The organism is Actinomadura violacea (genome assembly GCF_017573465.1).
GTDB classification, from domain to species: Bacteria; Actinomycetota; Actinomycetes; order Streptosporangiales; family Streptosporangiaceae; genus Spirillospora; species Spirillospora violacea.
Genome location: NZ_JAGEPF010000018.1, coordinates 215843 through 235662, shown reverse-complemented (window position 1 = coordinate 235662; position 19820 = coordinate 215843). Strand labels below are relative to the sequence as shown.

The 19820-nt window shown below is 71.9% G+C and carries 36 protein-coding genes; 19 read left to right on the top strand and 17 right to left on the bottom strand.

Annotated features, from left to right (window positions below):
- Positions 1-10: 10 nt before the first annotated feature.
- Together J4709_RS29695 and J4709_RS29690 are read right to left on the bottom strand one after the other, a co-directional pair.
- Complete coding sequence (locus J4709_RS29695; protein WP_208244902.1) at positions 11-583, bottom strand: AAA family ATPase; 573 nt, start codon at positions 581-583, stop codon at positions 11-13.
- Complete coding sequence (locus J4709_RS29690) at positions 580-1560, bottom strand: serine/threonine-protein kinase (RefSeq protein WP_208244901.1); 981 nt, start codon at positions 1558-1560, stop codon at positions 580-582. Before J4709_RS29690 ends, J4709_RS29695 begins: the two co-directional genes overlap by 4 nt.
- A gap of 267 nt (positions 1561-1827) precedes the next feature.
- On the opposite strand from J4709_RS29690, the gene J4709_RS29685 reads away from it, so the two are divergent.
- Positions 1828-2751, top strand: coding sequence for a recombinase family protein (locus J4709_RS29685; protein WP_208244900.1), 924 nt, complete (start codon positions 1828-1830; stop codon positions 2749-2751).
- Between the two features lie 42 nt (positions 2752-2793).
- Positions 2794-3177, top strand: a complete 384-nt coding sequence (locus J4709_RS29680) for a hypothetical protein (RefSeq protein WP_208244899.1) — start codon at positions 2794-2796, stop codon at positions 3175-3177.
- Positions 3178-3362: 185 nt separating this feature from the next.
- On the opposite strand, the gene J4709_RS29675 is transcribed toward J4709_RS29680, so the two are convergent.
- Positions 3363-3941: a hypothetical protein gene (locus J4709_RS29675; protein WP_208245275.1), complete on the bottom strand. Its 579-nt coding sequence runs from the start codon at positions 3939-3941 to the stop codon at positions 3363-3365.
- A 133-nt stretch (positions 3942-4074) separates the two neighbouring features.
- Between J4709_RS29675 and J4709_RS29670 the strand changes: the two genes are divergently transcribed.
- Positions 4075-4308 carry a hypothetical protein gene (locus J4709_RS29670; protein WP_208245273.1) on the top strand — a complete coding sequence of 78 codons (234 nt, stop codon included), beginning with the start codon at positions 4075-4077 and terminating at the stop codon, positions 4306-4308.
- Here the strand turns inward: J4709_RS29670 and J4709_RS29665 are convergent.
- The 14 genes from J4709_RS29665 to J4709_RS29605 form a co-directional block, all read right to left on the bottom strand.
- Positions 4247-4771 carry a hypothetical protein gene (locus J4709_RS29665; RefSeq protein ID WP_208245271.1) on the bottom strand — a complete coding sequence of 175 codons (525 nt, stop codon included), beginning with the start codon at positions 4769-4771 and terminating at the stop codon, positions 4247-4249. The two genes, J4709_RS29670 and J4709_RS29665, sit on opposite strands and share 62 nt — an antisense overlap.
- A gap of 42 nt (positions 4772-4813) precedes the next feature.
- On the bottom strand, positions 4814-5152 hold the full coding sequence (locus J4709_RS29660; RefSeq protein ID WP_208245269.1) for a hypothetical protein: 339 nt from the start codon (positions 5150-5152) through the stop codon (positions 4814-4816).
- Positions 5153-5400: 248 nt separating this feature from the next.
- Positions 5401-5580, bottom strand: a complete 180-nt coding sequence (locus J4709_RS53740; RefSeq protein ID WP_307801644.1) for a DUF6247 family protein — start codon at positions 5578-5580, stop codon at positions 5401-5403.
- 88 nt (positions 5581-5668) lie between these two features.
- A complete protein-coding gene (locus tag J4709_RS29655; RefSeq protein WP_208245267.1) occupies positions 5669-6073 on the bottom strand; it encodes a hypothetical protein in 405 nt (134 codons plus the stop codon).
- A gap of 2 nt (positions 6074-6075) precedes the next feature.
- Positions 6076-6606: a hypothetical protein gene (locus J4709_RS29650; RefSeq protein ID WP_208245265.1), complete on the bottom strand. Its 531-nt coding sequence runs from the start codon at positions 6604-6606 to the stop codon at positions 6076-6078.
- 132 nt (positions 6607-6738) lie between these two features.
- Positions 6739-6993: a hypothetical protein gene (locus J4709_RS29645; RefSeq protein WP_208245263.1), complete on the bottom strand. Its 255-nt coding sequence runs from the start codon at positions 6991-6993 to the stop codon at positions 6739-6741.
- Between the two features lie 47 nt (positions 6994-7040).
- The gene (locus J4709_RS29640; RefSeq protein WP_208245261.1) at positions 7041-7685 is read right to left on the bottom strand and encodes a hypothetical protein; all 645 of its coding nucleotides are present in this window, start codon (positions 7683-7685) and stop codon (positions 7041-7043) included.
- Positions 7682-8083: a hypothetical protein gene (locus J4709_RS29635; protein WP_208245259.1), complete on the bottom strand. Its 402-nt coding sequence runs from the start codon at positions 8081-8083 to the stop codon at positions 7682-7684. Before J4709_RS29635 ends, J4709_RS29640 begins: the two co-directional genes overlap by 4 nt.
- Positions 8080-8376: a hypothetical protein gene (locus tag J4709_RS29630; RefSeq protein WP_208245257.1), complete on the bottom strand. Its 297-nt coding sequence runs from the start codon at positions 8374-8376 to the stop codon at positions 8080-8082. Before J4709_RS29630 ends, J4709_RS29635 begins: the two co-directional genes overlap by 4 nt.
- Positions 8373-8741 (bottom strand): hypothetical protein, encoded by a 369-nt coding sequence (locus J4709_RS29625; protein WP_208245254.1) that lies wholly within the window; start codon positions 8739-8741, stop codon positions 8373-8375. Before J4709_RS29625 ends, J4709_RS29630 begins: the two co-directional genes overlap by 4 nt.
- Entirely contained in the window at positions 8738-9310 is a 573-nt protein-coding gene (locus J4709_RS29620) for a hypothetical protein (protein ID WP_208245252.1), read from the bottom strand. Before J4709_RS29620 ends, J4709_RS29625 begins: the two co-directional genes overlap by 4 nt.
- Before the next feature lie 98 nt (positions 9311-9408).
- On the bottom strand, positions 9409-9630 hold the full coding sequence (locus J4709_RS29615) for a hypothetical protein (protein ID WP_208245250.1): 222 nt from the start codon (positions 9628-9630) through the stop codon (positions 9409-9411).
- 69 nt (positions 9631-9699) lie between these two features.
- The gene (locus J4709_RS29610) at positions 9700-9954 is read right to left on the bottom strand and encodes a hypothetical protein (RefSeq protein ID WP_208245248.1); all 255 of its coding nucleotides are present in this window, start codon (positions 9952-9954) and stop codon (positions 9700-9702) included.
- Positions 9951-10250, bottom strand: coding sequence for a PadR family transcriptional regulator (locus J4709_RS29605; RefSeq protein WP_208245246.1), 300 nt, complete (start codon positions 10248-10250; stop codon positions 9951-9953). Before J4709_RS29605 ends, J4709_RS29610 begins: the two co-directional genes overlap by 4 nt.
- A gap of 49 nt (positions 10251-10299) precedes the next feature.
- Between J4709_RS29605 and J4709_RS29600 the strand changes: the two genes are divergently transcribed.
- The 16 genes from J4709_RS29600 to J4709_RS29525 all read left to right on the top strand — a co-directional run bounded on the left by J4709_RS29600 (position 10300) and on the right by J4709_RS29525 (position 19766).
- A complete protein-coding gene (locus J4709_RS29600) occupies positions 10300-10692 on the top strand; it encodes a hypothetical protein (RefSeq protein ID WP_208245245.1) in 393 nt (130 codons plus the stop codon).
- 182 nt (positions 10693-10874) lie between these two features.
- Positions 10875-11054 carry a hypothetical protein gene (locus J4709_RS29595; protein ID WP_208245243.1) on the top strand — a complete coding sequence of 60 codons (180 nt, stop codon included), beginning with the start codon at positions 10875-10877 and terminating at the stop codon, positions 11052-11054.
- Complete coding sequence (locus tag J4709_RS29590; RefSeq protein WP_208245241.1) at positions 11051-11683, top strand: hypothetical protein; 633 nt, start codon at positions 11051-11053, stop codon at positions 11681-11683. The genes J4709_RS29595 and J4709_RS29590 overlap by 4 nt, the downstream gene beginning before the upstream one ends.
- Positions 11680-12342, top strand: a complete 663-nt coding sequence (locus J4709_RS29585) for a hypothetical protein (RefSeq protein ID WP_208245239.1) — start codon at positions 11680-11682, stop codon at positions 12340-12342. Before J4709_RS29590 ends, J4709_RS29585 begins: the two co-directional genes overlap by 4 nt.
- Positions 12339-13103, top strand: a complete 765-nt coding sequence (locus J4709_RS29580; protein WP_208245237.1) for a hypothetical protein — start codon at positions 12339-12341, stop codon at positions 13101-13103. Before J4709_RS29585 ends, J4709_RS29580 begins: the two co-directional genes overlap by 4 nt.
- Complete coding sequence (locus J4709_RS29575; RefSeq protein ID WP_208245234.1) at positions 13103-14026, top strand: tyrosine-type recombinase/integrase; 924 nt, start codon at positions 13103-13105, stop codon at positions 14024-14026. The genes J4709_RS29580 and J4709_RS29575 overlap by 1 nt, the downstream gene beginning before the upstream one ends.
- 88 nt (positions 14027-14114) lie before the next feature.
- Positions 14115-14651 carry a hypothetical protein gene (locus J4709_RS29570; RefSeq protein ID WP_208245224.1) on the top strand — a complete coding sequence of 179 codons (537 nt, stop codon included), beginning with the start codon at positions 14115-14117 and terminating at the stop codon, positions 14649-14651.
- Positions 14652-14712: 61 nt separating this feature from the next.
- Entirely contained in the window at positions 14713-15051 is a 339-nt protein-coding gene (locus J4709_RS29565; RefSeq protein WP_208245223.1) for a hypothetical protein, read from the top strand.
- Positions 15048-15932: a hypothetical protein gene (locus tag J4709_RS29560; protein ID WP_208245221.1), complete on the top strand. Its 885-nt coding sequence runs from the start codon at positions 15048-15050 to the stop codon at positions 15930-15932. The genes J4709_RS29565 and J4709_RS29560 overlap by 4 nt, the downstream gene beginning before the upstream one ends.
- A gap of 170 nt (positions 15933-16102) precedes the next feature.
- Positions 16103-16579 carry an ATP-binding protein gene (locus J4709_RS29555; protein WP_208245219.1) on the top strand — a complete coding sequence of 159 codons (477 nt, stop codon included), beginning with the start codon at positions 16103-16105 and terminating at the stop codon, positions 16577-16579.
- 68 nt (positions 16580-16647) lie between these two features.
- Entirely contained in the window at positions 16648-16971 is a 324-nt protein-coding gene (locus J4709_RS29550) for a hypothetical protein (protein WP_208245217.1), read from the top strand.
- Positions 16965-17669, top strand: coding sequence for a hypothetical protein (locus J4709_RS29545; RefSeq protein WP_208245215.1), 705 nt, complete (start codon positions 16965-16967; stop codon positions 17667-17669). The genes J4709_RS29550 and J4709_RS29545 overlap by 7 nt, the downstream gene beginning before the upstream one ends.
- Positions 17670-17746: 77 nt before the next feature.
- Positions 17747-18472, top strand: a complete 726-nt coding sequence (locus J4709_RS29540) for a hypothetical protein (protein ID WP_208245214.1) — start codon at positions 17747-17749, stop codon at positions 18470-18472.
- A gap of 8 nt (positions 18473-18480) precedes the next feature.
- Positions 18481-19002, top strand: coding sequence for a hypothetical protein (locus J4709_RS29535; RefSeq protein WP_208245212.1), 522 nt, complete (start codon positions 18481-18483; stop codon positions 19000-19002).
- Positions 18992-19303, top strand: coding sequence for a hypothetical protein (locus J4709_RS29530; RefSeq protein ID WP_208245210.1), 312 nt, complete (start codon positions 18992-18994; stop codon positions 19301-19303). The genes J4709_RS29535 and J4709_RS29530 overlap by 11 nt, the downstream gene beginning before the upstream one ends.
- Complete coding sequence (locus tag J4709_RS29525; protein ID WP_208245208.1) at positions 19296-19766, top strand: hypothetical protein; 471 nt, start codon at positions 19296-19298, stop codon at positions 19764-19766. The genes J4709_RS29530 and J4709_RS29525 overlap by 8 nt, the downstream gene beginning before the upstream one ends.
- Positions 19767-19820: the final 54 nt, after the last annotated feature.

Sequence of the window (19820 nt, the reverse complement as noted above, 5' to 3'; positions counted from 1 at the left end):
TGCCTCCCGGTCAGAGGGTGGGGATGGGGAGCTGGGCGAGGATGAACTCCACCCGGCGGGCGGCCTCGTCGGCCGGGACGAAGATGGGCCGGTAGCCGGCGTCGTAGTAGCCCTGGATGATCAGCTCGTGGACGCGGCGGATCTCGCGTTCCTTGGCCCACACCAGGTCGTCCTCGGAGTCGAAGTCGTGCAGCGCGTCCAGGACGAACACCGCGTCGTAGCGGTAGACGCGGGAGGCCTCCTCGAGTTCGGGGTAGGGGCCGAGGCCGAAGAAGGCGTCCCACCCGTACCCGTCGGGGATGCCCCGGTTGTAGAACCGCAGCCCGAAGGTGTGGTCGCAGTACTCGGCGACGAACGCCTCCAGGACGTCGCGGGAGTAGGCGCGGCGGTCGCCGACCTGCAGGTGGCGGCCGAGCCGGTCGCGGTGCCTGCGGTAGATCTCCCGCGCGAACTCGCCCTCACTGGCCGGGATGCCCCGGGCGTGCAGCTCGGCGAACACGCCCTCCTTGCCCGAGGACGGGCCGCCGGTGATGACGTAGCGGCGGGGCGGGGTGGACGGGTCGAGAAGCTGTTCCAGACTCATGAGCCTTCTTCTTCCTGGTCGGGGCCGGTCCCCTCGGGGGTACGGCCGGTGAGCGCCGCCCGCCAGGACTTGGCGAGCTCGCGGCCGCCGCGGGCGGCGGTCAGGGCGGTGGCGAAGCCGGGCAGGCCCGCCTCGGGGTCGGCGAGCTCGGCCAGGAGCAGCTCCTGGGCGGGCGTCAGCTCCGGGGTCCAGCCGGCCGACGCGGCGATCTCGTCGGGTCCGGGGGCCGGGCCGGGGTCGGCGGCAGTGTGCAGGAGGACCTGGCCGTAGTCGGCGGCAGTGTGCAGGAGGACCTGGCCGTAGGCGGCCCGGTAGGAGGCGGCGGCGTGCAGGACCAGCGCGTGCCGCCACAGCGCCCTCTCGGCCGCCGCATCGAGCGCGAGCCGGTCGGCGTCCATGCTGACCAGCGCGGCGACCGCGAGGAGTTCGGCGCGCAGCAGGTACACCGCGCCCCACAGGGCCGCCAGCGCCTGCTGATGCTCGACGGCCTCCCAGGCGAACACATCGGCGGGAAGCACCAGCGGCCGGCGGGCGGGATGCAGGACGGGCGCGACCAGAACCGACGCGTCGCCGGCGCGGCCGAGCTGCCCGGTGAGCAGGTCCCAGATCTTCGGTTCGATCCGCTTGCGGAAGTGGTGCACCTCGTACCCGCTGGCCTGGGCCGCCGCCTGGCGGCGCACGGTCAGCCTCGCGCCCGCGGTCGCCGGATCGGTGCCCAGCAGCAGCCGGGCCGCGGGCGCGAGCTCGTGGTTCAGCCGGTCCAGCTCTTCGCGCAGCGCCAACTCCAGTGCGCGGGCGAGGCTGGCGCGGTCTGCGGGGTCCACGGCCCGGGCGCGGACGGCGGGCAGGGCCAGCAGATGCGGGCCCGCCCGGTCGGCGCGGACCGGCAGCCCGTACCGCACCAGCGCCCGCATCTCCTCGGCCAACTCCAGCAGCGGGCTCTCCTGATCACGGACGGACGTCTCGGAAGGGGCCATGACCCCAGTCTCTCACGGCGTGCCCAGAAAATACCCACTTCCATGCCCACCGATTACCCAGAGGCTAATCGGTGGCGGGGGCGGAATCGGTCGTCTGCGCCCCCGCCGCCGATCCAATGAGAACCCCGCGCCCGACCTGCCGAAACCCCGAGCCGATCCAATCAGATCCGATCCCCGCTTCCGCCCCTCCTTTTCGCCCCCTAACATGGCCGCCAGAGCCCGCCGGACGACCTCCCGGGCCACCGCGGGAAGGGAAACCGATCGGGCATGGCCGACCGCGTCTACCTGCGGCACTCCACCGACAAGCAGACCGATGCCCGCCAGCGGCACGCCCTGGCCGCGCTCCTGGCCTCCGGCGCCCCCGTCTACGACGACCCCGCCACCTCCAGCCGCCGGCTCTCCCTGGACCGTGCCGGGTTCACCAAGCTGCTGCACGAGGCCGCCGTCGGCGACACCATCCGCATCGCCGATGCTGCCCGCCTGTTCCGCTCGGTCGCCGACATCCTCGCCCTGCGGCCCGTCCTCATCCGCCGCGGCCTGCACCTGCGGGTGGAGTCGGGGCTGCTGTCGGGGATCGACCTGGCCGCCGACGACCCCGGCACCAAGATGATGGTCAACGTGCTGGCCTCGGTGCTGGAGTTCCAGCGCGACATGATCAGCGAGAACACCCGCCAGGGCGTCGCCGCCGCCGAGGCCTCCGGCAAGACCCTCGGCCGCCCGACCGCCCTCGATGACGCCGCGGCCGCCGACGTCGTCACCGCCTACTCCCAGGGGACCGCCGTCAAGGCCCTGGCCCGCCGGCACCACGTCGCGCCCAAGACCATCCGGCGCGTCCTGGACGCCGCCGGCGCCCGCCAACTCCCCGAACACCTCGACGCCCCCGAGCCCGCCGAACCGCCCGGCCCCGTTGCCGACGCCCCGGTCACGCTCGACCTGCCCGGCCTACTCGCCGACCACCTCCACGCCGCCGGCGACGACACCATCCGCCAGGCGATCGCGGCCGGGCGGACCATCCGCCGCGGCCAAGGCCACTCGGTCCGCCTCACCGCCCCGCTGACCCTCCACCTCGCCGCGCTGCACCAGAGCGCCGCCCTGGCCGCCGAGGGCGCCGCGCCGGCCGAACGCAAGGCCCACCGGGTGTACGCCACGCGCCTCCAAACCGCCGAACAACAGCCACCACCAGGCCGCTGACCAGCACACCACCCATCAGCCCCCCACCATGAGGACGTGCCCATGAGCACTGCAGGCGAGCGGTTCACCAACCTCGATGCCGATGAACTGGACGCGCTCATCGGGTCCCCCGCCCAGCGATACGACGAGATCAACGAGCTGTGGGAAACCCTCCTGTTCGCCGAAGGCGACCCCATGATGGCCAAGGCCGAGGTCGTCCTCACCGCGATGAAAGCGCTGATCATCTACACCGTGCTCCCCGACTCGGCCGCGGCGGCCGCCGACGCCACCCTGCACCTGAACCGCCTGTTCGAGCACGAGGGCGAGCTCGGAGACCAGCGCCTCCGCCAACACCAACGCCAAGGCGGAATCGGAGCCTCCCTGGCACACCTGTGGAACTCCTACCTGGACCTGCTGGAAGACCCCTCGATCCCCCGAAAGAAATAGCCTCCCACGCCACCCGCACCGCACCCGGCCGACCGCCGACACCGCCAGCCCCGCCGAACGGAAAGCCCACAGGGTCCACGCCACCCGCATCCGAACGGCCAACGGCGGTAACTCCGCCTGAGCCGGCTCGCTAACGCCGTTTTCCGTTCGGTTGCTGCTCAAGCCCCGTTGCGGCCCGTCTCCGCCTAAGCCAGCAGCGGCACAAGCTGCTCGTCGATCATCTCGGTGGCCTTCTCCACCGTGTCGAAGGCGCGCACGAACATCTCGGCGGCGAACAGGCCGAGCGACTCGATCGTCTCCCACCAGTCGTCGTCCAGCAGGGCGACGACTGCGGCCGGGGCGTCCTCGGTGTCCTGGCCCTTCGGCAGGTTCAGCTCGGGCGCGAGCGCCAGCACGATGCGGGCGGCGACGACTTCGCTGTGGTGCGAGGCGCCCTCATCGGCGTGCTTGGACATGAAGATAATGCGCTTCCGCAGCCACTCGACGGCGGCGGCGTTGACGTCCCGCGCCTTGGCGCGCGTGAACACCAGTACGAGCCCGACGGCGCCCAGGCGGCCGAGTGCCGTGGCCGCCATCGCCCGCTCTTCCTCGTCGCCGGCGAACACTGCCCGCATGTTCTCCAGGGCGGTGTCGGCGTCCGGGTCGTTGAGATGCCCGTTCCACGGCATGTCCGCGGCGCGCAGCGGCAGGAACCCGCGGACCATCGTGAGCGCCATCCGCTGGGTGTCGGTGTTCTCTCGGCCGTGTGCGGTGGGTGGAATCATGCCGAAACACTGTCACACGCACGTAGGGGGCGTGGGAGGATCGGCGACGCGCGTGCCGCGCACGGCGCCCCGCACCCCACGCCCCGGAGGGAACACCGGGACGGCGGCGGGGCGTCGTCTTATTGTGGGGCCCATGTTGAAGGCGACCACCACCAGCAAGAAGGACGGACGGCCGCTGGTCATCCTCGGGCTGTCGGGCGAGAACGTGACGCGGCTCGCCGCCGGCGAACCCATCATCGTCGACATGGCCGAGATGGGACTGCCGCCGATGGAGGTCGCCATCATCTACGGCCGCACCGAGCAGGTCATCCTCGAGAATCTTCGCAAGGACGGCGCGATCCTGAACATGCAGAAGCCGGAGAGTTAGCCGCCACCGCTACCTTGCGGCCCGCCGTAGCTTCAGGACTCCTGGGCCCCGATTCCCGGTGCGGCGAGCGCAGGCCGGCAGGAGAGGCGTTCCACGCGATCGGCCGGTCCAGGCGGATCCGGCGGGACCGGATCACGGTTCCGTGCGGGAAGTAGACGGGGATGACGGTCTCGGCTTCGGCCTCCCACACGACCAGTTGCGGGTGGGTGCGCTCGTCGTCGCAGAAGACCGCCAGGAAGGTCATGGCGGCCTCGCGGTCGGCGAAGGACCAGAACCCGCAGTTGCCGTCGGGGTGAACGCCCAGCGTCTCGTCGACCGGCTGCACGCCGTCCGGGCAGCAGTTGCTCGGCAGGGCGCAGGCGGCGGTGTACCAGACGCCGCGTTCGTAGTGCTGTCCGTAGGGGACGAACGACCGCGGCTGATTGCGCTGCCAGTCCATTTGCGCAGCCTTGTACACGAGCACGGCGCCCATTGAAGCAGCCGCCGCCGTTCGGTGACTCGGCAACTAGGCAACGCGGCGGAGCCGGGACGGCCGCCACGACGAGCGTCGGGTGCGGGCTGCGCCCGCCTCGAAGATGCGCTGCGCGGCGATGCGGGCCCGGTCGTCGTCGGTGACCTCCCACGGCGGCAGGTCGTCGAGCGCGTCGCGGATGACGTGGACCAGGGCGTGGAACGCCTCGGACTCGGTGACGGGCGGCAGGTCCGCGGGGAATGCCTCGGCGGTGTGCCGGAGCCGGTTGAAGGACCAGTTGACGGGCTGCTGGCAGATGCTGCATACCCCGTCGGTCCGGGAGTCGTCGGTGAGCTGACGGGCCGGGTGGTTGAACGGTCGCGCAAGTCCCATAGCCATTTACCTCGATATCAAGGTAACAGGCCGGGCCGTGCATTGTGGAGTCGGTTACCGTCCAACCCGCAGGTCAGGGGTGCGGGGGAGACCAGATCGGGCTCCACAGGGACACGCAACGGCCGCGTCCAGGTCTCCCCCGCCAACTCCCGCGCTGGGGAGCGCGGGAGGACCATCCTGTGCAGAGGGCCACAGCCTGCCAGGCCCGCCCCGGCATCTCGTGCATTGTGGGGTCGGTGAGCGTGTCGCTACTCGCGGCGGGGCCGCGCGGCCCGCGCCCACTCGGCGACCACCCGGTGCAGTTCCGCCAGGTCGAAGGTGTTCCCGGCGCGCGCCAGCGCCGCGAGATACGCCACGTCGAACTCCGGGCGCCGAGCCGCCGGAAGCGCCGCACGGATCGAAGCCGGGCTGTGGTCACACAGGCGCACGTCACCCACCAGAAGAGAAGAGAGAGGTCGGGGGCGGCACCTATTTTGGCAGCCGCCCCCGACCTTCTGTGACGCCCCGCAGGCCCGGTCAGGTTCGGGCGACCAGACCCGCTTCCAGGTCCGGGCGCGGCTCCCACGCCAGTTCGACCCGCTTCGGGAACGCGAACGACAGGACCGTGACCGGCATCCCCTCCGACGTACGCCGGTCGGTGATCATCCAGAAGTCCTGCACCTCGGCGCGCCGCGGATCGGTCAGCGACTTGCCGGTCGGCGACACCGCCCACGCGTACGCGCAGCGCGGGAACAGCTCGGCGAGGTCGCCGCGCCACAGCCCGCCGTCGAACTCCTCCCGCTCGTACTTGTTGGCGGCGGCCAGGAACCGCAGCAGCGGCACATGCCCCTTCGCCACGTAGGTGTCCAGCTCGTGGTCACCGCGGATGGTGACGCCGTAGTGCTCGCCCGTCTCGCGGGCGGCCGTGGTACCGAACAGCATGCTTACTTCTCCCCGTTGGTGTTGGTGGTGGCGGCGAGCGCCTTGGTGAGGAGAGCCGCCTCGGTGCGGTTCGCCGGCCAGTTCGACCACGCCACAACCTCCCCCTCGATCGGGCCTTCCAGATCGGAGAGTGTCACCCGCAGCCCCATCTCGGCGTCGTTGGCGTCGAACCCGCTGTCCACCGCCCACTCCAGGACCATGTCGTCCACCTCGATCCCAGCCACGGCGGGGTCGACGGCGTGCGCACCCCGGGCGGGGCCGCGGACCACCGACCAAACCACGCGGGGCGCCTCCCACGTCGCGATGGCGGCGGCCTCGTCGGCGGGCGGCATCGGCCCGAGTTCCGACCACAGCACGCACCGCCAGTGCCCCTGCCAGTCGTCGTCGGGCACGTCGTCCAGCAGGCCCGCCAGGATGTCGCGGGCAGCCTGGTCGGGGTCGTTGCTGCGCACGACGCCGCATGATTCGTCGTCGCGCGGCATCCATATGTCGCCGTCGTGGCTGGTCTCCACGGCGTACTGGAAGGTGGGCATCGTCTTCTCCTTGGATTGGGCGGGGCGTGCCTCCACCCCGCGTGCCCCCGGCACGTTACGGCCCGTCGGCGATAGCGCGAGTTCCTACCCGCCGGTACCGCCGTCGGCCGGTCGGTTGCTGCTCGCGCCGCGTTACGCGCCGGGGGCGATGTTCTGGTGGTTCATCGCGGCCGGCGAACCGCCGATCGGGAGTTGGTCGCGCTCCACCGAGAAATGGATGGTGGTGGGGTGCGAGAACTCGGGCGGGAACAGACCCCGCATGTGGTCGTAGACCTGCTGCCGCGTCGTGCCCGGTGCCAGCTCCAGCACCTCCGCACGCGTACCGGTGATCTCCCCGCGCGAGGTCGGCTGCTCCAGCGTCAAGACGCAGAACCAGAGTTCCGTCACTGCTCACCACCTACCAGCGGCAGCCGCGGCACGTCGTCGGATGCGCTTCAACGCGACCAACGCCCGGCCTTGATGTCCTCGATGTGGTCCTCGCCAAGCCCTGTGATCTCGGCGGTGAGCTTGACGCTCAGGTTCGGGTGCGCGGCGAACAGGTCCCGGATGGCCACGTCCCTGGCGACCGTGGCGTCCCACGCGGCGCGGCTGAGCGCGCTGGCCCGGTGGGTGACGGTGCGCAGCATGTCGGCGGGCACCTGAGCGTCGTCCCGCGACGGTATGTCGTCCGGGGTCAGCGCCGGGACGGCCGTGAGGTCGTTCGTCTGGACGTCGCCGTACTGGGTGATGGCGACGGACCACACCTCCTGCGCGGTGACGATCCGGAAGCCCCACCCCGACGCGTGGAACTCGGTGGAGATGCGCGCCGCCTCCTCGGCGGTGAGCGGCGCGGTGGGGCCGGTGTCCTGGGCGCCGAGGCGGCGCGGGTTGCTCTGGACCGAGTTGACCGCGACGTCGGCGTGCCGGCTGATGCCGCGCTCGGCGGCCCACCCGTGCAGGAGCAGGGCGTGCCGCGCGGGGACGTGCACGGTGTTGCCGCGCCAGTGCAGGCCGCCGACCAGCATGGGCACGTCGATGCCGTCGTCGCCGGCGAGGGCGAGCTGGGCGATGGTGATGGGGTTGGCGAGCTGAGTGGTCACGGGATTCTCCTGGTCGTGGGGTCGGGCTGCGCGGCCCGGTTCTTCCTGGCCATGTGCTCGGTCTGGCAGGCGAGGCAGCAACCGGTGCATACGGTGCCGTCGTGGCCCTCACCGGGATAGTGGGTGGCTGCGGCGCGGTGCCCGCACTGGGCGACGGGCAGCGCCTTCAACTGCGCGAGCGGGCCGAGGGGGAGCGCGCGGCCGGTCGCGCCGCACACCGTGCACTCGAACGTCGCCGTCTCCCGCGCGGCCACCTTCGGCTGCGCCCCGGCCAGCGAATAGGTGCCGTCCGGCAGCGCCTCCAGCCCGCACGTCACGTCCACCACGAACCGCTCCCCGCACGCCGCGCACGCCGACGACGCACGCAGCACCACCGGCGCGCTCACGGGCGCGCTCACGAGCCGACCCCCGGGTTCGCGGGGTCGTAGAACGGGGTGACGTCCTGCTTGTCGGGCCGCCGCGGCTGCCCGACGACGTAGTGGACGGTCACGGCGTCGTCCAGCTCGTCGTCTCCGAGCTGCCACTCCACCCGCAGCACCGGGTACCGGTGCCCGCCGTACTGGATGACGTCGCCGCGGCTCAGCGGCGGCAGGCCGGCGGCGGCCGGGCGGCGGACGAGCAGCGCGACGCGCTCGGGGCCGTCCGGCGGCGGAATCCGTCCGGGCTGCACCAGCCACACCATGACGTTCACGCTCCGGCCTCCTTCGCGGCGGCTTCCCGCCGCGCCCGGATCTCCAGCGCGAGCGGGAGCATGTGCGTGTTGAACCGGGACAGCAGGCTCTCGCCGTGTTCCCGCACGTACTGCTTGGTGACGCGCGGCTCGTCCCAGCGCCGCATCACGCTCTTGCGCCCGAACCGGCGCGAGTCGAACGGCACGCACAGGTGCTCGGCGTGCACCAGTTCCGCCTCCGGGTACACCCAGAACGCCAGGCCCTCGGTGGCCCCGCATCCGGGGCAGGACAGCGGGTACCCGGCGAACAGGACCGGCCCGTCTGGGTCGTGCCGCCAGGTGGCGGCGAGCCGGCGGCTGCCCTCGTCGTCTTCGGGGATGCTCATGCTCCACCGTCCTCTGCGGTCTGCACGTCGTACGCGTACACGGTGATGACTCCCTCGCTGTCGGCGGTGTCGCCCCACGCCAGCCACCCGTCCAGCCAGTCCTTGTAGATGCCGGGGGTGCCGTTGGTGCCGGTGGTCACGTCGTCAGGGTCCTCGCCGTCGGCGACCCGCTCCAGCGCGTTCTTCAAGTCGCGGAGGAGGCCGCGGCGGATACGGCCGTTCGCCTCGGCCAGCTCCTCGCGGCGCGCCCGCGCGACCATGTCCGCCTTGCCGGGCACGTCGTCCTCCTCGTCGGCGAGGACGGCGAACTGCGCGAGCCATTCGCCGCAGCCGTGCTTGAGGTCGCGGTCCACCAGCTCGCCGCCGTCGCAAGCCTTGCCGTTCAGGTAGACGGGCACGCCCCGGTCCGGGATGGGCTCGCCGCAGCGGGGGCAGAGGTCGCTGACGGGGTCGCCCCACACCACGATCCGCTCCACTTCCAGGTTGCGGGGGTCTTGGGCGGTGAGGACGGTGGCGTGCACTCCGGTGGGGAGGTGGGCGAGCGTGGCTTCGTCGAGAGCGGTGGCCATGAGGCTCCTTGCGGCTGGGCCCGGGCGCTTCAACCGGGCACACGTGCATTGTATGGTCGGTTAACGTCCAAGTTCAAGGGTGGCGCGCCCGCCCCGGGTCATGCCCGGAACAGCCACTTGAAGGCACGGGCGACGCAGTTGGCCACGATGGCGACGTCCACCAGGACGAGACCGGCCACCAGCAGCCCCGCCTTGTCGGTGAGCGGCCCGGCGGTCGCCTGGTACGCGAACACACCCGCCATGACCGCGGTGGCGACGGCCATCTCACCGACGACGATCCACATGGCGCGGTGCTCGCCGCGCGGCGACCTGGGGCTCATGGCGCCACGGTAAACCGGCAGTCCGACGGCGGGCGGGCGAAGCCGCCGACCGGCCGGATCTGGGCGACATCAGCGCTCGGGCCGGCTGACGTCGTCCAGCGCCTTCTCGACGGCGCCCTCAATGGCGGTGCGCTCCACCTCGAACCCGGTGACGCGCTGCTCGTCCCAGACGTGCCCGGCCGGGCATGAGCCGGTCACCGGCTGCCCGCCGCCCGACGTGGTCAGGCACAGCCCGCGGTCCGCGGCGCACTCCGGGCAGGTGATGACCTCCACAAAGCCAACGGTGATGACCGACGACGTGTGCAGGCAGTAGGTGACGTTCATGACGCGGCCTCCGCGCGCTCGTCGACGATGCGGCGCGCCTCGGCGCGGCCAGTGTCGGTCAGCCGGTACAGGCGGCGGCGCGGGCGGTTGTCGTCGGGTTCGAGCGGCTCCCAGTGGCCGGTGGCCCATCCCCAGTCTTCGAGGCGGTCCAGGTTGCCGTACACCGTGGGGCCCCAGAGGTGCGCCTTCTTCACGATGACCCAGCCGTGCAGCTCGACGCCGTCGGCGTCGGCCTGCAGGAGGGCGTCGAGCACCTTCACCAGGTGGCGGGTGATGCGCTGCGGTCCGTCAGCCATGACGCTTATCCTATCTACTCAAGTTAAGCCGCCACCCGAGGAGTCCGAGATGGTCCGCCTTCCCCGCCTTCCCCGAGCCGAGCGCCCGCAGCACCCGCGCCCCGACCACGACACCTGGCGGCCCGTGCTCGACGCCGCGCGCCGCGCCGTCCCCGCCGACATCGCGGACGGCGGCGTGCCGGTCGAACTCATCATCGCCGGTCTGCTGGCCACCCACCTCCAGGGCGCGGTCCACCGCGACCGCGCCGCCGTCGACCAGCTGTACGACATCTGGGCGGACGAGATCGCCTACCGCATCGGACAGGCGTTCACCCTCCTCGGCGACGCGATGGGCGGCGACGCCGGCGACCCCGATAACTCCGCCGAGCGGCAGGCGCTCCACCTCGCGATCGCGAAGAAGGTCCAAGATCGGATGGCGCAGACGCTCAGAGACGGATGCTGATCGCGAACGTCCTCGGCGGTGTACCGCAGAAAACGGCGGGTTTTCTGCGGTACTCGCGTTTCCGGCTCTCAACGACCTGCGGCGGCGCCCGGCGTCTGCAAGACTCACTCCTACGTGTTTTCTGCGGTACTGCTGCTCCGGTGGTCCGCCGGCGACGCGAACCGGAAGGAACCGTTCAAACGATGAGCTTCGACGGTGCGGTGTACATCGCGGTCGTCGCGGTCGTCTGCGTCATGACGGCCATCTCCCTCACTGCGGCCTTCTGGGCTCGACAGCAATGCAAACGAGCCGAGTACGCCCGAGACGTGACACTCGGCGCACTCGCCACCATCAACGCGATCAGGAGCACTCCCCCGTCATGACACCCGCACACCCCAACGCCCGCACCACCACCGAAATCTCCCGAGCCGCCCAAGCCGTCCGCGACTCCTACCGCAACGACGGCCGCGCGTCCTGGACGCGGCCCGCCTCGCGCGTCGACATCACCCCCCAGGTGCAGGCGCTGCGCAGCGCGCTGGAGATGGCGGCGACCGAAGGCGAGATCACCTGGCCGAACCTGCTGTTCGCGAGGATCTGCAACATCCTCGACGAGTCCCGGCCGTTGGACATCGAGCTGACGGCGATCGCGGGGATCGCCCTGGCCGCCAACGACCTGCTGCCGCCCGAGGCGGGCGAAGGCGCCGGCCTCGAAGAGGTGGCGGTCGACCCCGAGCTGGACGACGAGACGCGTGAGGGCATCGAGCAGTTGCGCCGCACCGTCCGCGCGCTGGAGCTGCTCGGCGAGTCGCATGAGGCGTTCCGCCGCGACGACCGGTTGGCGATGGACGCCGCCTTCGCCAAGTCCGCCGACGAATGTGCCGTCGAATGGAACCTCCTGCAGGGCGCCATGCGGATCGGAGAGGTCCCGCAGCCCGGCGAATACCAGTGGGGCGAATACCTGGCCGGGCAGAAGAGCCGGCTCGCCGAGCTGGAGCAGGAGGCCGGGCTGTGACCGTCCAGGAGATACACGACACCAGACGCGACGTCGTGATGATGGGGTCGGTGGAGTTCACCTCCGACAAGCTCGACCACGATGACGCCGGTCTCCTCACCGTGGCCGGTGTGCCGTCCTGGCAGATGCCCTACGGCGCGTTCGGCACGGTCGACGGCGACGGCCATGCCGTCGGCGGATGGTTCGTGCGCCCGTACGGGCCCACGAACTACGCGCAGAGCTATTGCGTTCTCCAAGCGCTGCGCCGGGGGCTGCGCGACTACCCCGACGGCGCCAAGGTGAAGGTGGTGATGGACTCGCCCGACGCCGCGGCGATGCTGACCGCCCCCGTGCAGGACGCGCAGCGCACCAAGCTGTACCGCGAGTTCCCCAACGGCGCGCAGGACGTCTTCGAGCACCGGCGCCGCATGACGCTGACGCACCAGCCCGACGTTCCCGCCGAGGGCGTCCGCCACCAGCGCGGCGACGTCGGCCATCACCCGCTGATGGTGGCCGCGCACCGGCTCGCCTACGCCCTGCTGCGGTTCGCCGAGACCGGCGCCTACCTGCGCGTCACCGACGAGGACTGGCTGGCCGACATCATCGAACACCCCAGCAACAAGCAGCGGACCGTCAAGCGGGCCGTCGACCAGTGGCTTGAGGAGAGGTGCACGCGATGACCGCGCCGACTTGTGACTTCTGCGGCGTCGCCGGCGCCGTGTGCTACTTCCCGTGCGAGCCGTTCACGCTGGTCTCCGACAATCCACGGGCCCCGAAGTTCCCGAGCGGCGACAAGTTCTACGCCTGCCCCGACTGCCGCCCCCTGGTGGACGCCGGGCGATGGAACGAGCTGCGAGCCCGGTGCGCCCAGGCGGACATCCTCCAGTCGATCCCCACCCACGGGCAGGCCGCGCTGTGGTCGGGGTTCGCCACCAACCGCAAGGGCGGCCCCATCGACCTCGAACCCGAGCCGCCCGCCGAGCCGGAGGCGGCCGCGCAGGACCAGGTGCCGCCCGGCTTCGAGGCCGAGCTTCGGGGCGCGGCGGCGCACTGGCACAACCTGATCGACCTGGCCAGCGCCGTGGTGGCGGCGTGCACCGACGGCGAGGAGGGCCCGGCCGCGGACCCGGCGAAGGTGCCGAACGCCACCGGCGACGCCGTGGCGGCGATCGAAGCGCTGCGCGTCGTGGTGACCGGGCCGGACGCGGTGGCCAACGGCATCGCGCTGCACGAGGTGGACGAGGCGGCGCGCCGGGTGTCGGCCGCGTTCCCTATCGCCATCGACAACCTGATCCCCGACCTGCTGTCCAGCGGGGGCCGTTCGTCGGAGATCGCGCTGATGGGCGCGGTGATGATGCTGAACGGCGCGCTGCACGACCTGGACGACGCGCTCGCCCGGCTCGGCCGGTTCGACCCAGACGGGGAGGAGGGCGAGGGGTAATGGGCGACGTCGCGCTGCTGCCCACCGCCGTCCCGCTCGCGCGGGCCATCCCGGCGTTCTTGACTGGGTACGAGCGGATCGGGTCCGAGGGCACCCGCCGCGTGTACCGGGGCACGCTGAACGCCGTGGCGACCCGCTTCGGGGAGGAGACGCCGGTGGGCGCGTTCGGCGCGCCCGGCATGGGCGAGGCGTTCCGCGTCTGGTTCCGGGAGCGGTACGGGCCGCTGAGCCCCGCCACCTACTGCCGCCACCTGGCCACCTGCCAGTCGGCGTTCGGCTGGTGGCAGTTGCAGGGATGGCTCGCCAGCGACCCCACCGTGGGGCTGTCGCGGCCGTCCATCCCGCGCGGCGCGCCGCGCGCCCGGCCCGACGATGAGGTCCGCGAGCTGCTCACCGGGCCCGGCGTGCCGCTGCGCGAGCGGACGCTATGGACACTTCTGTACGAGACGGCCGCGCGCGCGGAGGAGATCCTGTCGCTGGACGTGCCGGATCTCGACCTGCCCAACAAGCGGGTCCTGCTCCGAGGGAAGGGCGGCCACCAGCGCTGGGTGTTCTGGCAGACGGGCGCGGCGCGGCTGCTGCCGCGGCTGCTGGCCGGGCGGCAGGCGGGCCCGGTGTTCCTGTCGCACCGGCCACCCCGCTCGGCGGTCGCCTCCGTCGACCTGTGCCCCGTCACCGGCCGGGCCCGGCTGTCGTACCGCCGCGCGGCCGAGCTGTTCAAGGACGTGACGGGGCTGCGGCTGCACGACCTGCGGCACTCCCAGCTCACGCACGAGGCGGAGACGGGCACCAACCCGCCGATGCTGCTGGCGCGTTCCGGGCATGCCTCGCTGCGGTCGCTGGAGCCGTACATTGCGGGACTGTCGGCGGCGGCCGTGGCGCGGCACGTCGCCGAGCGGGACCCGGCGCGACGCCGCCGATAACCCGGCATGCATTGTGGGGCGAGTTAACGTCCGTGTACGGTGTGGGTGTGCCCGGGGAAGCACCCGGGCCCCAGGTCAGGAGCCTTACATGGACCGAACCGACCGCATGAGCGAGCCCGGCGGAGAGGTGGCCGCAGTGACCGCGACGCACACGGTCGTGGCCAAGCGCTGGGACGGCGGCTGGGAGCTGCACATCGCCGGCGTCGGCGTCACCCAGACCGAACGGCTCGCCGACGCCGAGCCCACGGCCCGCGACTACGCCGCCCTCGCGCTGGGCGTGCCGCCCGGCTCCGTCAAGCTGGCCATCACCGCGCCGGAGCTGCCGCGCTCGTGGGCCGCGCTCGTGCCCGGCATGGTCGTGAAGTACCAGTCGCGGCTGCCGCGCGGCCCGATCGGCGAGCCGGGAGACGCGTTCTACAGCCCCGGCCACCCGGCCGGCTACATGGTGTTCCGGGTCGGGTACTCCGGCCAGAACGGCTCCGGCTGGAAGGCGGGCGGTGTCGGCGTCGTCGGGGAGGGCTACTTCATCACCGGGCAGCGCCGGTACGTGGAGGCGTGGTTCCCCGACTCGTTCGACGGGTTCGAGATCCTCGACGCCGACCAGGCCGCCGCCTACGGCCTGTGAGCCGCGCCGCCACGCACACCGGCCCCCGGTCGAGCAGCCGGGGGCGGACAAGGAGAGCCCGATGAGCGACCTGAGCGAGACCCACCCCTACGAGGTGCAGCGGCGCGACGAGCGCGGCGCCTGGCACTGGACGGACGCCTACGAAGGCCGGGGCGAGGCCATGGACGCGTGCAAGGCCGACGAGCGCGTCGTCAACGCCGTCACCGACCGGATCATCTACCCGGCGGTGACCGAGACGCTCGCCCTGCTGGCCGCACAGCAGCCCGACCCGTGCTCGGCGCACTACCGGCGCGCCCAGGACGCCGTCGCCGCGTGCGACGGCGACACCGCCCGCGCGGCCCTGACTTACCTGCTGGCCGCGCACATGGACCGCACCACGACGCGAGGAGAGCAGCCGTGACCGACACCGTGATGCACAAGGCCGGCCGTACCCGCGACAAGGTGCTGTGCGGGCTGGACCGATTCGACGAGGACGGCAAGATCGTGCAGCCGGCCACGATGTTCGACGCGGCCGTGACGTGCCACGGCTGCCTGACGGTCCTGCGCGACCAGGACATGCAGGCGGTCGCGGCCGTCAGCGCCGAGATGCAGGACATCGTCGCCAAGCTCGCCGACCTCGGCGCCCAGTTCGTGCCCGGCGACCCGCACGAGGACCTCGTCACCATTCCCCTCGCCGACTGGGAGGCGCTGGAGATCCAGGAGACGCAGGGCGCGCCCGGCTACACGCTCGTGCACCGCAAGTGGGAGCTGGACGGGGTGCCCACCAGCGAGAAGGAGGTGGCCACCGCGCCCGGGGAGTTCGTGGCCATGGTGGCGCGCGGTCTGGTCGAGCAGTACGCGGGCGACGCCGCCGCCGTGGCGTACGCGATGACGCCGACCAGCGAGCGGCCGGTGAGCAAGCTGTTCGAGCTGCTGCGGGTCGCCAACGACGGCGGCGCGGGCACCGCCTCCCAGGAGACCTTCGAGCAACTGCTGGCGGCGTTCAGCGTCGTCGCCGGCGTCCCCGAACAGCAGGTCTTGGCGGCGCTTGAGGAGGAGGACCCGGTGCGGCGGCGGCCGTGGCCCGACGAGGACCATGCGGCGGCGGCGCCGTTCTCCCCGCAGCGCGTCGGCGGTGTGTGGGCGATGCTGGTGCAGGCCGACCAGCAGCGGCGGCGCGACCCCGAGCAGGAGCCGGTGTGGGAGGCGCTGTTCCTGGCGTGGGTGGTGCTGTCCGGCGAGGAGCAGCACGAGATCGCGTACAGGCTGGGCGAGCTGCACGCGGGCCCGCAGGGCCGGTAGCGGTCTCGATAACCCCAAGTCCACAACGGAACGCCACGCCTCGAAGTACTGTCCGGGAGGCGTGGCGTTTCTGTGCGTAGTGACGGGTTGACCTTTGGTATACGCTGGTCCATCTTGGGTACACCAACCTATACAAGAGTTGGCCCGACCCGAGGGAGCCCACCGTGTTCATGGCTGCCACCGCCCCGCCCAAGGACAGCGAGATGTCGCAAGTCTCCGAGAGCTTCGCCAGTGACCCCGCGCAAGTAGGGGCGGCCCGCAAGTTCATCGTGGAGGCGGCGGGCCTGGGGTCCGACGACGCCCGCGCCTACGACCTGCGAGTGTGCGCGTCCGAAGCCGTCACCAACGCGGTGCTGCACGCCCGCAAGCCCGGCCCCGACGACCCGCCGTCCTCTCTCGTCGTCAGCGTCAAGACCGACCGCCGGGGCGTCACCGTCACCGTCACCGACGGCGGCGGCGTCACCACCCCCACCATCCGCCGCAAGAACCCCGACGACCGGGAGAACGGCAGAGGCGTCGCCCTCATCGAGGCGCTCGCCGACAGGTGGGGCTTCGAGCGCACCACGACCGGCTGCACCAGGGTCTGGTTCGAGTTCCACAACGGCAGGGCAAACCCCGACGCCAGCGCCGCCGCGACCTTGCGGTGAACGCTCACCGACCCCACAATGGCCGAGAGGCCGGGCAAGAGCACCCCGGCCAGATAGAGGAGCGCCTTATGCCTACCCCGTACGACACCCCGCAGGACGTTCTGGACGCCATCGGCGAGCCCGTCCTCAACCGCGTCGACGCCCGCAACGTGCGCAAGCGCCTCGGCGGCGGCCCCCACGACTCCGTCGTGGAGTTCACGCTCGGCGAGTCCGACCAGCACCTGGTCGTGTGCCGCGACAACCTGTGGCCCAACCAGTCGTTCGTCACCGGGGCCCGCCGCGACGAGCACGGCACAGTGACGTCGCTGCGCGGCGCCGCGGTCTACTTCACCGACCTCGACCAGATCCCCGGCGCGATCGCGCAGGTGGCGGAGCGGAGCGGTCAGTGGTGATCGACCAGACCCCGTACGACGAGATGATGGCGGCCGCGCTGACGGTGCAGTCGGCCCGCCTCAACGCCCTGGACCGGATGCAGGGCAACACCCAGTTCTGGGGTTCGGGCGCGCACAAGATCGACACCTCCTGCCGGTTCTACCGGGGCCTGAACTTCAGCGGCGCCAGCGCCGTCGGCCACCTGGCCGGGATGCTCACGCCCGCCGCCGCCGGAATGATCTCCGAAGACCTGCGCCGCAACGCGGTGCGGTGGCGCGACGAGGTCGTGACCGACACGGCCGAGTGTTCCTGCTGCGACGGTGTCCCCGGGTGCGGCCACCCCCGGCAGCAGTTCCACGTCGGCGGCGAGCCCGGCGCCGGCTGCGGCCAGCTCTTCGGCGACGGCGCCCAGCGCTGCACCTGCTTTGATGCGGCGCTGAACCTGGCCCGGGAGGTTAACGCGCTCGGCCAGGAGGTCACCCGCTTCGCGGTCCTGCGTGCGGAGATGGTCTCCTCGCCGGAGGAGGCCCGGGCGGGCGAGCACGCCCACCTCGTCGGCAAGAAGGTGCGGGTCATCACCATCACCGGCGGCACCCTGTACGGCGTCCTTGGCGCCAGCACCCGCCACGGCGTGTGGATCGGCGACCCCGACGACGGGTCGTACCTGGCGTACTCGCAGGTCGAGCACGTCGTCCCGTGGGACGGCGAGGACACGTGAGGCCCGCCGGTAACCCGCCCGCCCCCCAGACATCCAACGTCCCTACGCGCGTAGGGGGAGATAGGAGGAGAACGAACATGAGCGACAGCAACTCCACCGGGCACGACCCCCGGTACGCCAGGGCCCGCGACACGTTCGTGGTCCTGTACTCCGAGGGCGGCATCGACTCCGTGGAAGGCGTCTGCGTCACCGAGGACCTGGCGCACACGCTCGTCGCCGGCCAGTGGTCGCCCGCGCTCTATTCCGTCCACCAAGCCAAGCTGATCGAGGAGCTGCCCGAGCGGCGGCCGCTGTGGTACTTCAGCGGCACCGTCAGCTATCCGGGCGGCGACGTGACCACCGAGTACGACGATTTCATGGCGCAGGGCGAGTTCCCCGGGATCGGGAACGGCGCGCTGGTCCCGCTGGAGGAGACCAAGACGGAACTGACCAACACCGATTCGGGCGGCTGGCACTTCAACGCCGTCGGCTGGGACCGGGCAGAGGTGGAGGCGGAGGTCGCCGGGCTCGTCGACGCCGCGAAGCGGCAGCGCGCCGCGCTCGTCGAGGCGTTCAAGCCGTACGGCCACCGGGCGGTCGTCACCGTCCACGGCTCCGGCAAGCACGCCGGGAAGATGCTGACGCGGTTCAGCCGGGGCGGCCGGTGCTGGTGGAGCGACGCGCAGCACGTCAGCCGCCAGCACATCCACGACCACGAGCTGGACCCGGGCGACTTCGCCGCCATCACCTTCGGTGAGCCGTCCGCCATCACCGAGGCGACCCCGGGCGGCGCCGAGGCCGCCGACACCGAGGCCGGCCGGTGAAGCCGCCGATGCGGGCCCGGTGGGAGTACGAGATCCCCGGGTGCGCCCGCGACGCCCGCGACGTGGCGATGCGCGCGCGGGCCATGCACCGCGACGCCGACTCGACCACCAACGTGTTCACCGTCATCGACGGAGACGGCGCAGAAACGGTCGTCGACCTGGACGAGGGCGACGGCCCGTACACGGCGGCGCGCCGCGCCAAGCTGCAGCGCACGGTGCTGCACATCGTCGCCGTCGAAACCGACGACTTCCGGATGGACTGCTGCGACACCGACCCCGTCCACGTGTGGGTGGTGGTGTCGACCTGGTCGACGCGCCGCGCCGTGCAGGTGCAGGGCACGCAGTTCGCGCAGGCGGCCGGGTGCGCGCCGGAGGAACTCGTCGGGCTGCATTTCATGGCCGACCTGCCGTACGGGGAGCCGCCGTTCAAGGCGGAGCCGGCCGAGCGGATCGAGTTCGCCCGGTTGGAGGCGTGCCCGCCGATCGAGGAAGTGGACGCCTGGCTGGAGGAGCACAGCAATGCCGACTGATCTGGGCATCGAAATGGAGCCGATGCCGCCGACCACGTACACGGTGACGTTCGCCAACGCTATCAACGGGGCGTCGCAGGAGAAGGAGGTCCGCGACGACGACCCGGCCAAGGCGCTGGCCGAGGCGCGGCGGATGGCTCGCGAGTACCGCCCGTACGGCAACACCCGCACGAAGATCTCGTTCCTGGCGGGGCACCGCACCGTGCGCCGCTGGATGGGCCCGGTCCGCGGCTACAAGGACGACCGGATCCCGGTCCACACCACCGTGCCGCTCGCCGCCGCCGGCGACCGGGATGGGTGAGCGGGAGACGCTGGCCGCGCTGAGCGTCCGGCAGCCGTACGCCGACGCGCTGTGCTGGGCGGGCCGGGACGTGCACAGCCTGGCGGGACGGCTGCGCTACACCGGGCCGATCGCGATCCACGCGCCCCGCAACTGGCTCGACGTGGACTCGGCGACGTTCCGGCAGATCATGGATCTGGTGCAGGCGCGGACGCGGCGGCCGTGGGACGCGGAATCGCCGCGGCGACGCGTCCACATCGTGGCGGTGGCGAACCTGGTCGGGCAGCATCGCGCCGGCGACCTGCGGGTGGGCTGCGATCCGCGGACCGGGCTGTGCTCGCCGTGGGCGTGGCCCGAGCGGTGGCACCACCAGTTCACCGACGTGCGGCCCCTGCCCGAGCCGGTGCCGTGCCCTGGCGCGCGAGGGCTGTGGCGATTACCTCCGGACGTGGACGAACAGGTCCGCGCGCAGGTGTCGATCTGAGCGGCGGCCGGACCGGGTGAACACACCCCGGACCGGCCGCCGTTGCCGTTGTCT

Excerpts from the sequence above, each read along its gene's own strand:
- J4709_RS29695 (WP_208244902.1), bottom strand. The coding sequence starts at position 583 with ATGAGTCTGGAACAGCTTCTCGACCCGTCCACCCCGCCCCGCCGCTAC.
- J4709_RS29690 (WP_208244901.1), bottom strand. The coding sequence starts at position 1,560 with ATGGCCCCTTCCGAGACGTCCGTCCGTGATCAGGAGAGCCCGCTGCTG.
- J4709_RS29685 (WP_208244900.1), top strand. The coding sequence starts at position 1,828 with ATGGCCGACCGCGTCTACCTGCGGCACTCCACCGACAAGCAGACCGAT.
- J4709_RS29680 (WP_208244899.1), top strand. The coding sequence starts at position 2,794 with ATGAGCACTGCAGGCGAGCGGTTCACCAACCTCGATGCCGATGAACTG.
- J4709_RS29675 (WP_208245275.1), bottom strand. The coding sequence starts at position 3,941 with ATGATTCCACCCACCGCACACGGCCGAGAGAACACCGACACCCAGCGG.
- J4709_RS29670 (WP_208245273.1), top strand. The coding sequence starts at position 4,075 with ATGTTGAAGGCGACCACCACCAGCAAGAAGGACGGACGGCCGCTGGTC.
- J4709_RS29660 (WP_208245269.1), bottom strand. The coding sequence starts at position 5,152 with ATGGGACTTGCGCGACCGTTCAACCACCCGGCCCGTCAGCTCACCGAC.
- J4709_RS29655 (WP_208245267.1), bottom strand. The coding sequence starts at position 6,073 with ATGCTGTTCGGTACCACGGCCGCCCGCGAGACGGGCGAGCACTACGGC.
- J4709_RS29650 (WP_208245265.1), bottom strand. The coding sequence starts at position 6,606 with ATGCCCACCTTCCAGTACGCCGTGGAGACCAGCCACGACGGCGACATA.
- J4709_RS29625 (WP_208245254.1), bottom strand. The coding sequence starts at position 8,741 with ATGAGCATCCCCGAAGACGACGAGGGCAGCCGCCGGCTCGCCGCCACC.
- J4709_RS29620 (WP_208245252.1), bottom strand. The coding sequence starts at position 9,310 with ATGGCCACCGCTCTCGACGAAGCCACGCTCGCCCACCTCCCCACCGGA.
- J4709_RS29615 (WP_208245250.1), bottom strand. The coding sequence starts at position 9,630 with ATGAGCCCCAGGTCGCCGCGCGGCGAGCACCGCGCCATGTGGATCGTC.
- J4709_RS29610 (WP_208245248.1), bottom strand. The coding sequence starts at position 9,954 with ATGAACGTCACCTACTGCCTGCACACGTCGTCGGTCATCACCGTTGGC.
- J4709_RS29605 (WP_208245246.1), bottom strand. The coding sequence starts at position 10,250 with ATGGCTGACGGACCGCAGCGCATCACCCGCCACCTGGTGAAGGTGCTC.
- J4709_RS29600 (WP_208245245.1), top strand. The coding sequence starts at position 10,300 with ATGGTCCGCCTTCCCCGCCTTCCCCGAGCCGAGCGCCCGCAGCACCCG.
- J4709_RS29595 (WP_208245243.1), top strand. The coding sequence starts at position 10,875 with ATGAGCTTCGACGGTGCGGTGTACATCGCGGTCGTCGCGGTCGTCTGC.
- J4709_RS29590 (WP_208245241.1), top strand. The coding sequence starts at position 11,051 with ATGACACCCGCACACCCCAACGCCCGCACCACCACCGAAATCTCCCGA.
- J4709_RS29580 (WP_208245237.1), top strand. The coding sequence starts at position 12,339 with ATGACCGCGCCGACTTGTGACTTCTGCGGCGTCGCCGGCGCCGTGTGC.
- J4709_RS29575 (WP_208245234.1), top strand. The coding sequence starts at position 13,103 with ATGGGCGACGTCGCGCTGCTGCCCACCGCCGTCCCGCTCGCGCGGGCC.
- J4709_RS29570 (WP_208245224.1), top strand. The coding sequence starts at position 14,115 with ATGGACCGAACCGACCGCATGAGCGAGCCCGGCGGAGAGGTGGCCGCA.
- J4709_RS29565 (WP_208245223.1), top strand. The coding sequence starts at position 14,713 with ATGAGCGACCTGAGCGAGACCCACCCCTACGAGGTGCAGCGGCGCGAC.
- J4709_RS29555 (WP_208245219.1), top strand. The coding sequence starts at position 16,103 with ATGGCTGCCACCGCCCCGCCCAAGGACAGCGAGATGTCGCAAGTCTCC.
- J4709_RS29550 (WP_208245217.1), top strand. The coding sequence starts at position 16,648 with ATGCCTACCCCGTACGACACCCCGCAGGACGTTCTGGACGCCATCGGC.
- J4709_RS29540 (WP_208245214.1), top strand. The coding sequence starts at position 17,747 with ATGAGCGACAGCAACTCCACCGGGCACGACCCCCGGTACGCCAGGGCC.
- J4709_RS29535 (WP_208245212.1), top strand. The coding sequence starts at position 18,481 with ATGCGGGCCCGGTGGGAGTACGAGATCCCCGGGTGCGCCCGCGACGCC.
- J4709_RS29530 (WP_208245210.1), top strand. The coding sequence starts at position 18,992 with ATGCCGACTGATCTGGGCATCGAAATGGAGCCGATGCCGCCGACCACG.
- J4709_RS29525 (WP_208245208.1), top strand. The coding sequence starts at position 19,296 with ATGGGTGAGCGGGAGACGCTGGCCGCGCTGAGCGTCCGGCAGCCGTAC.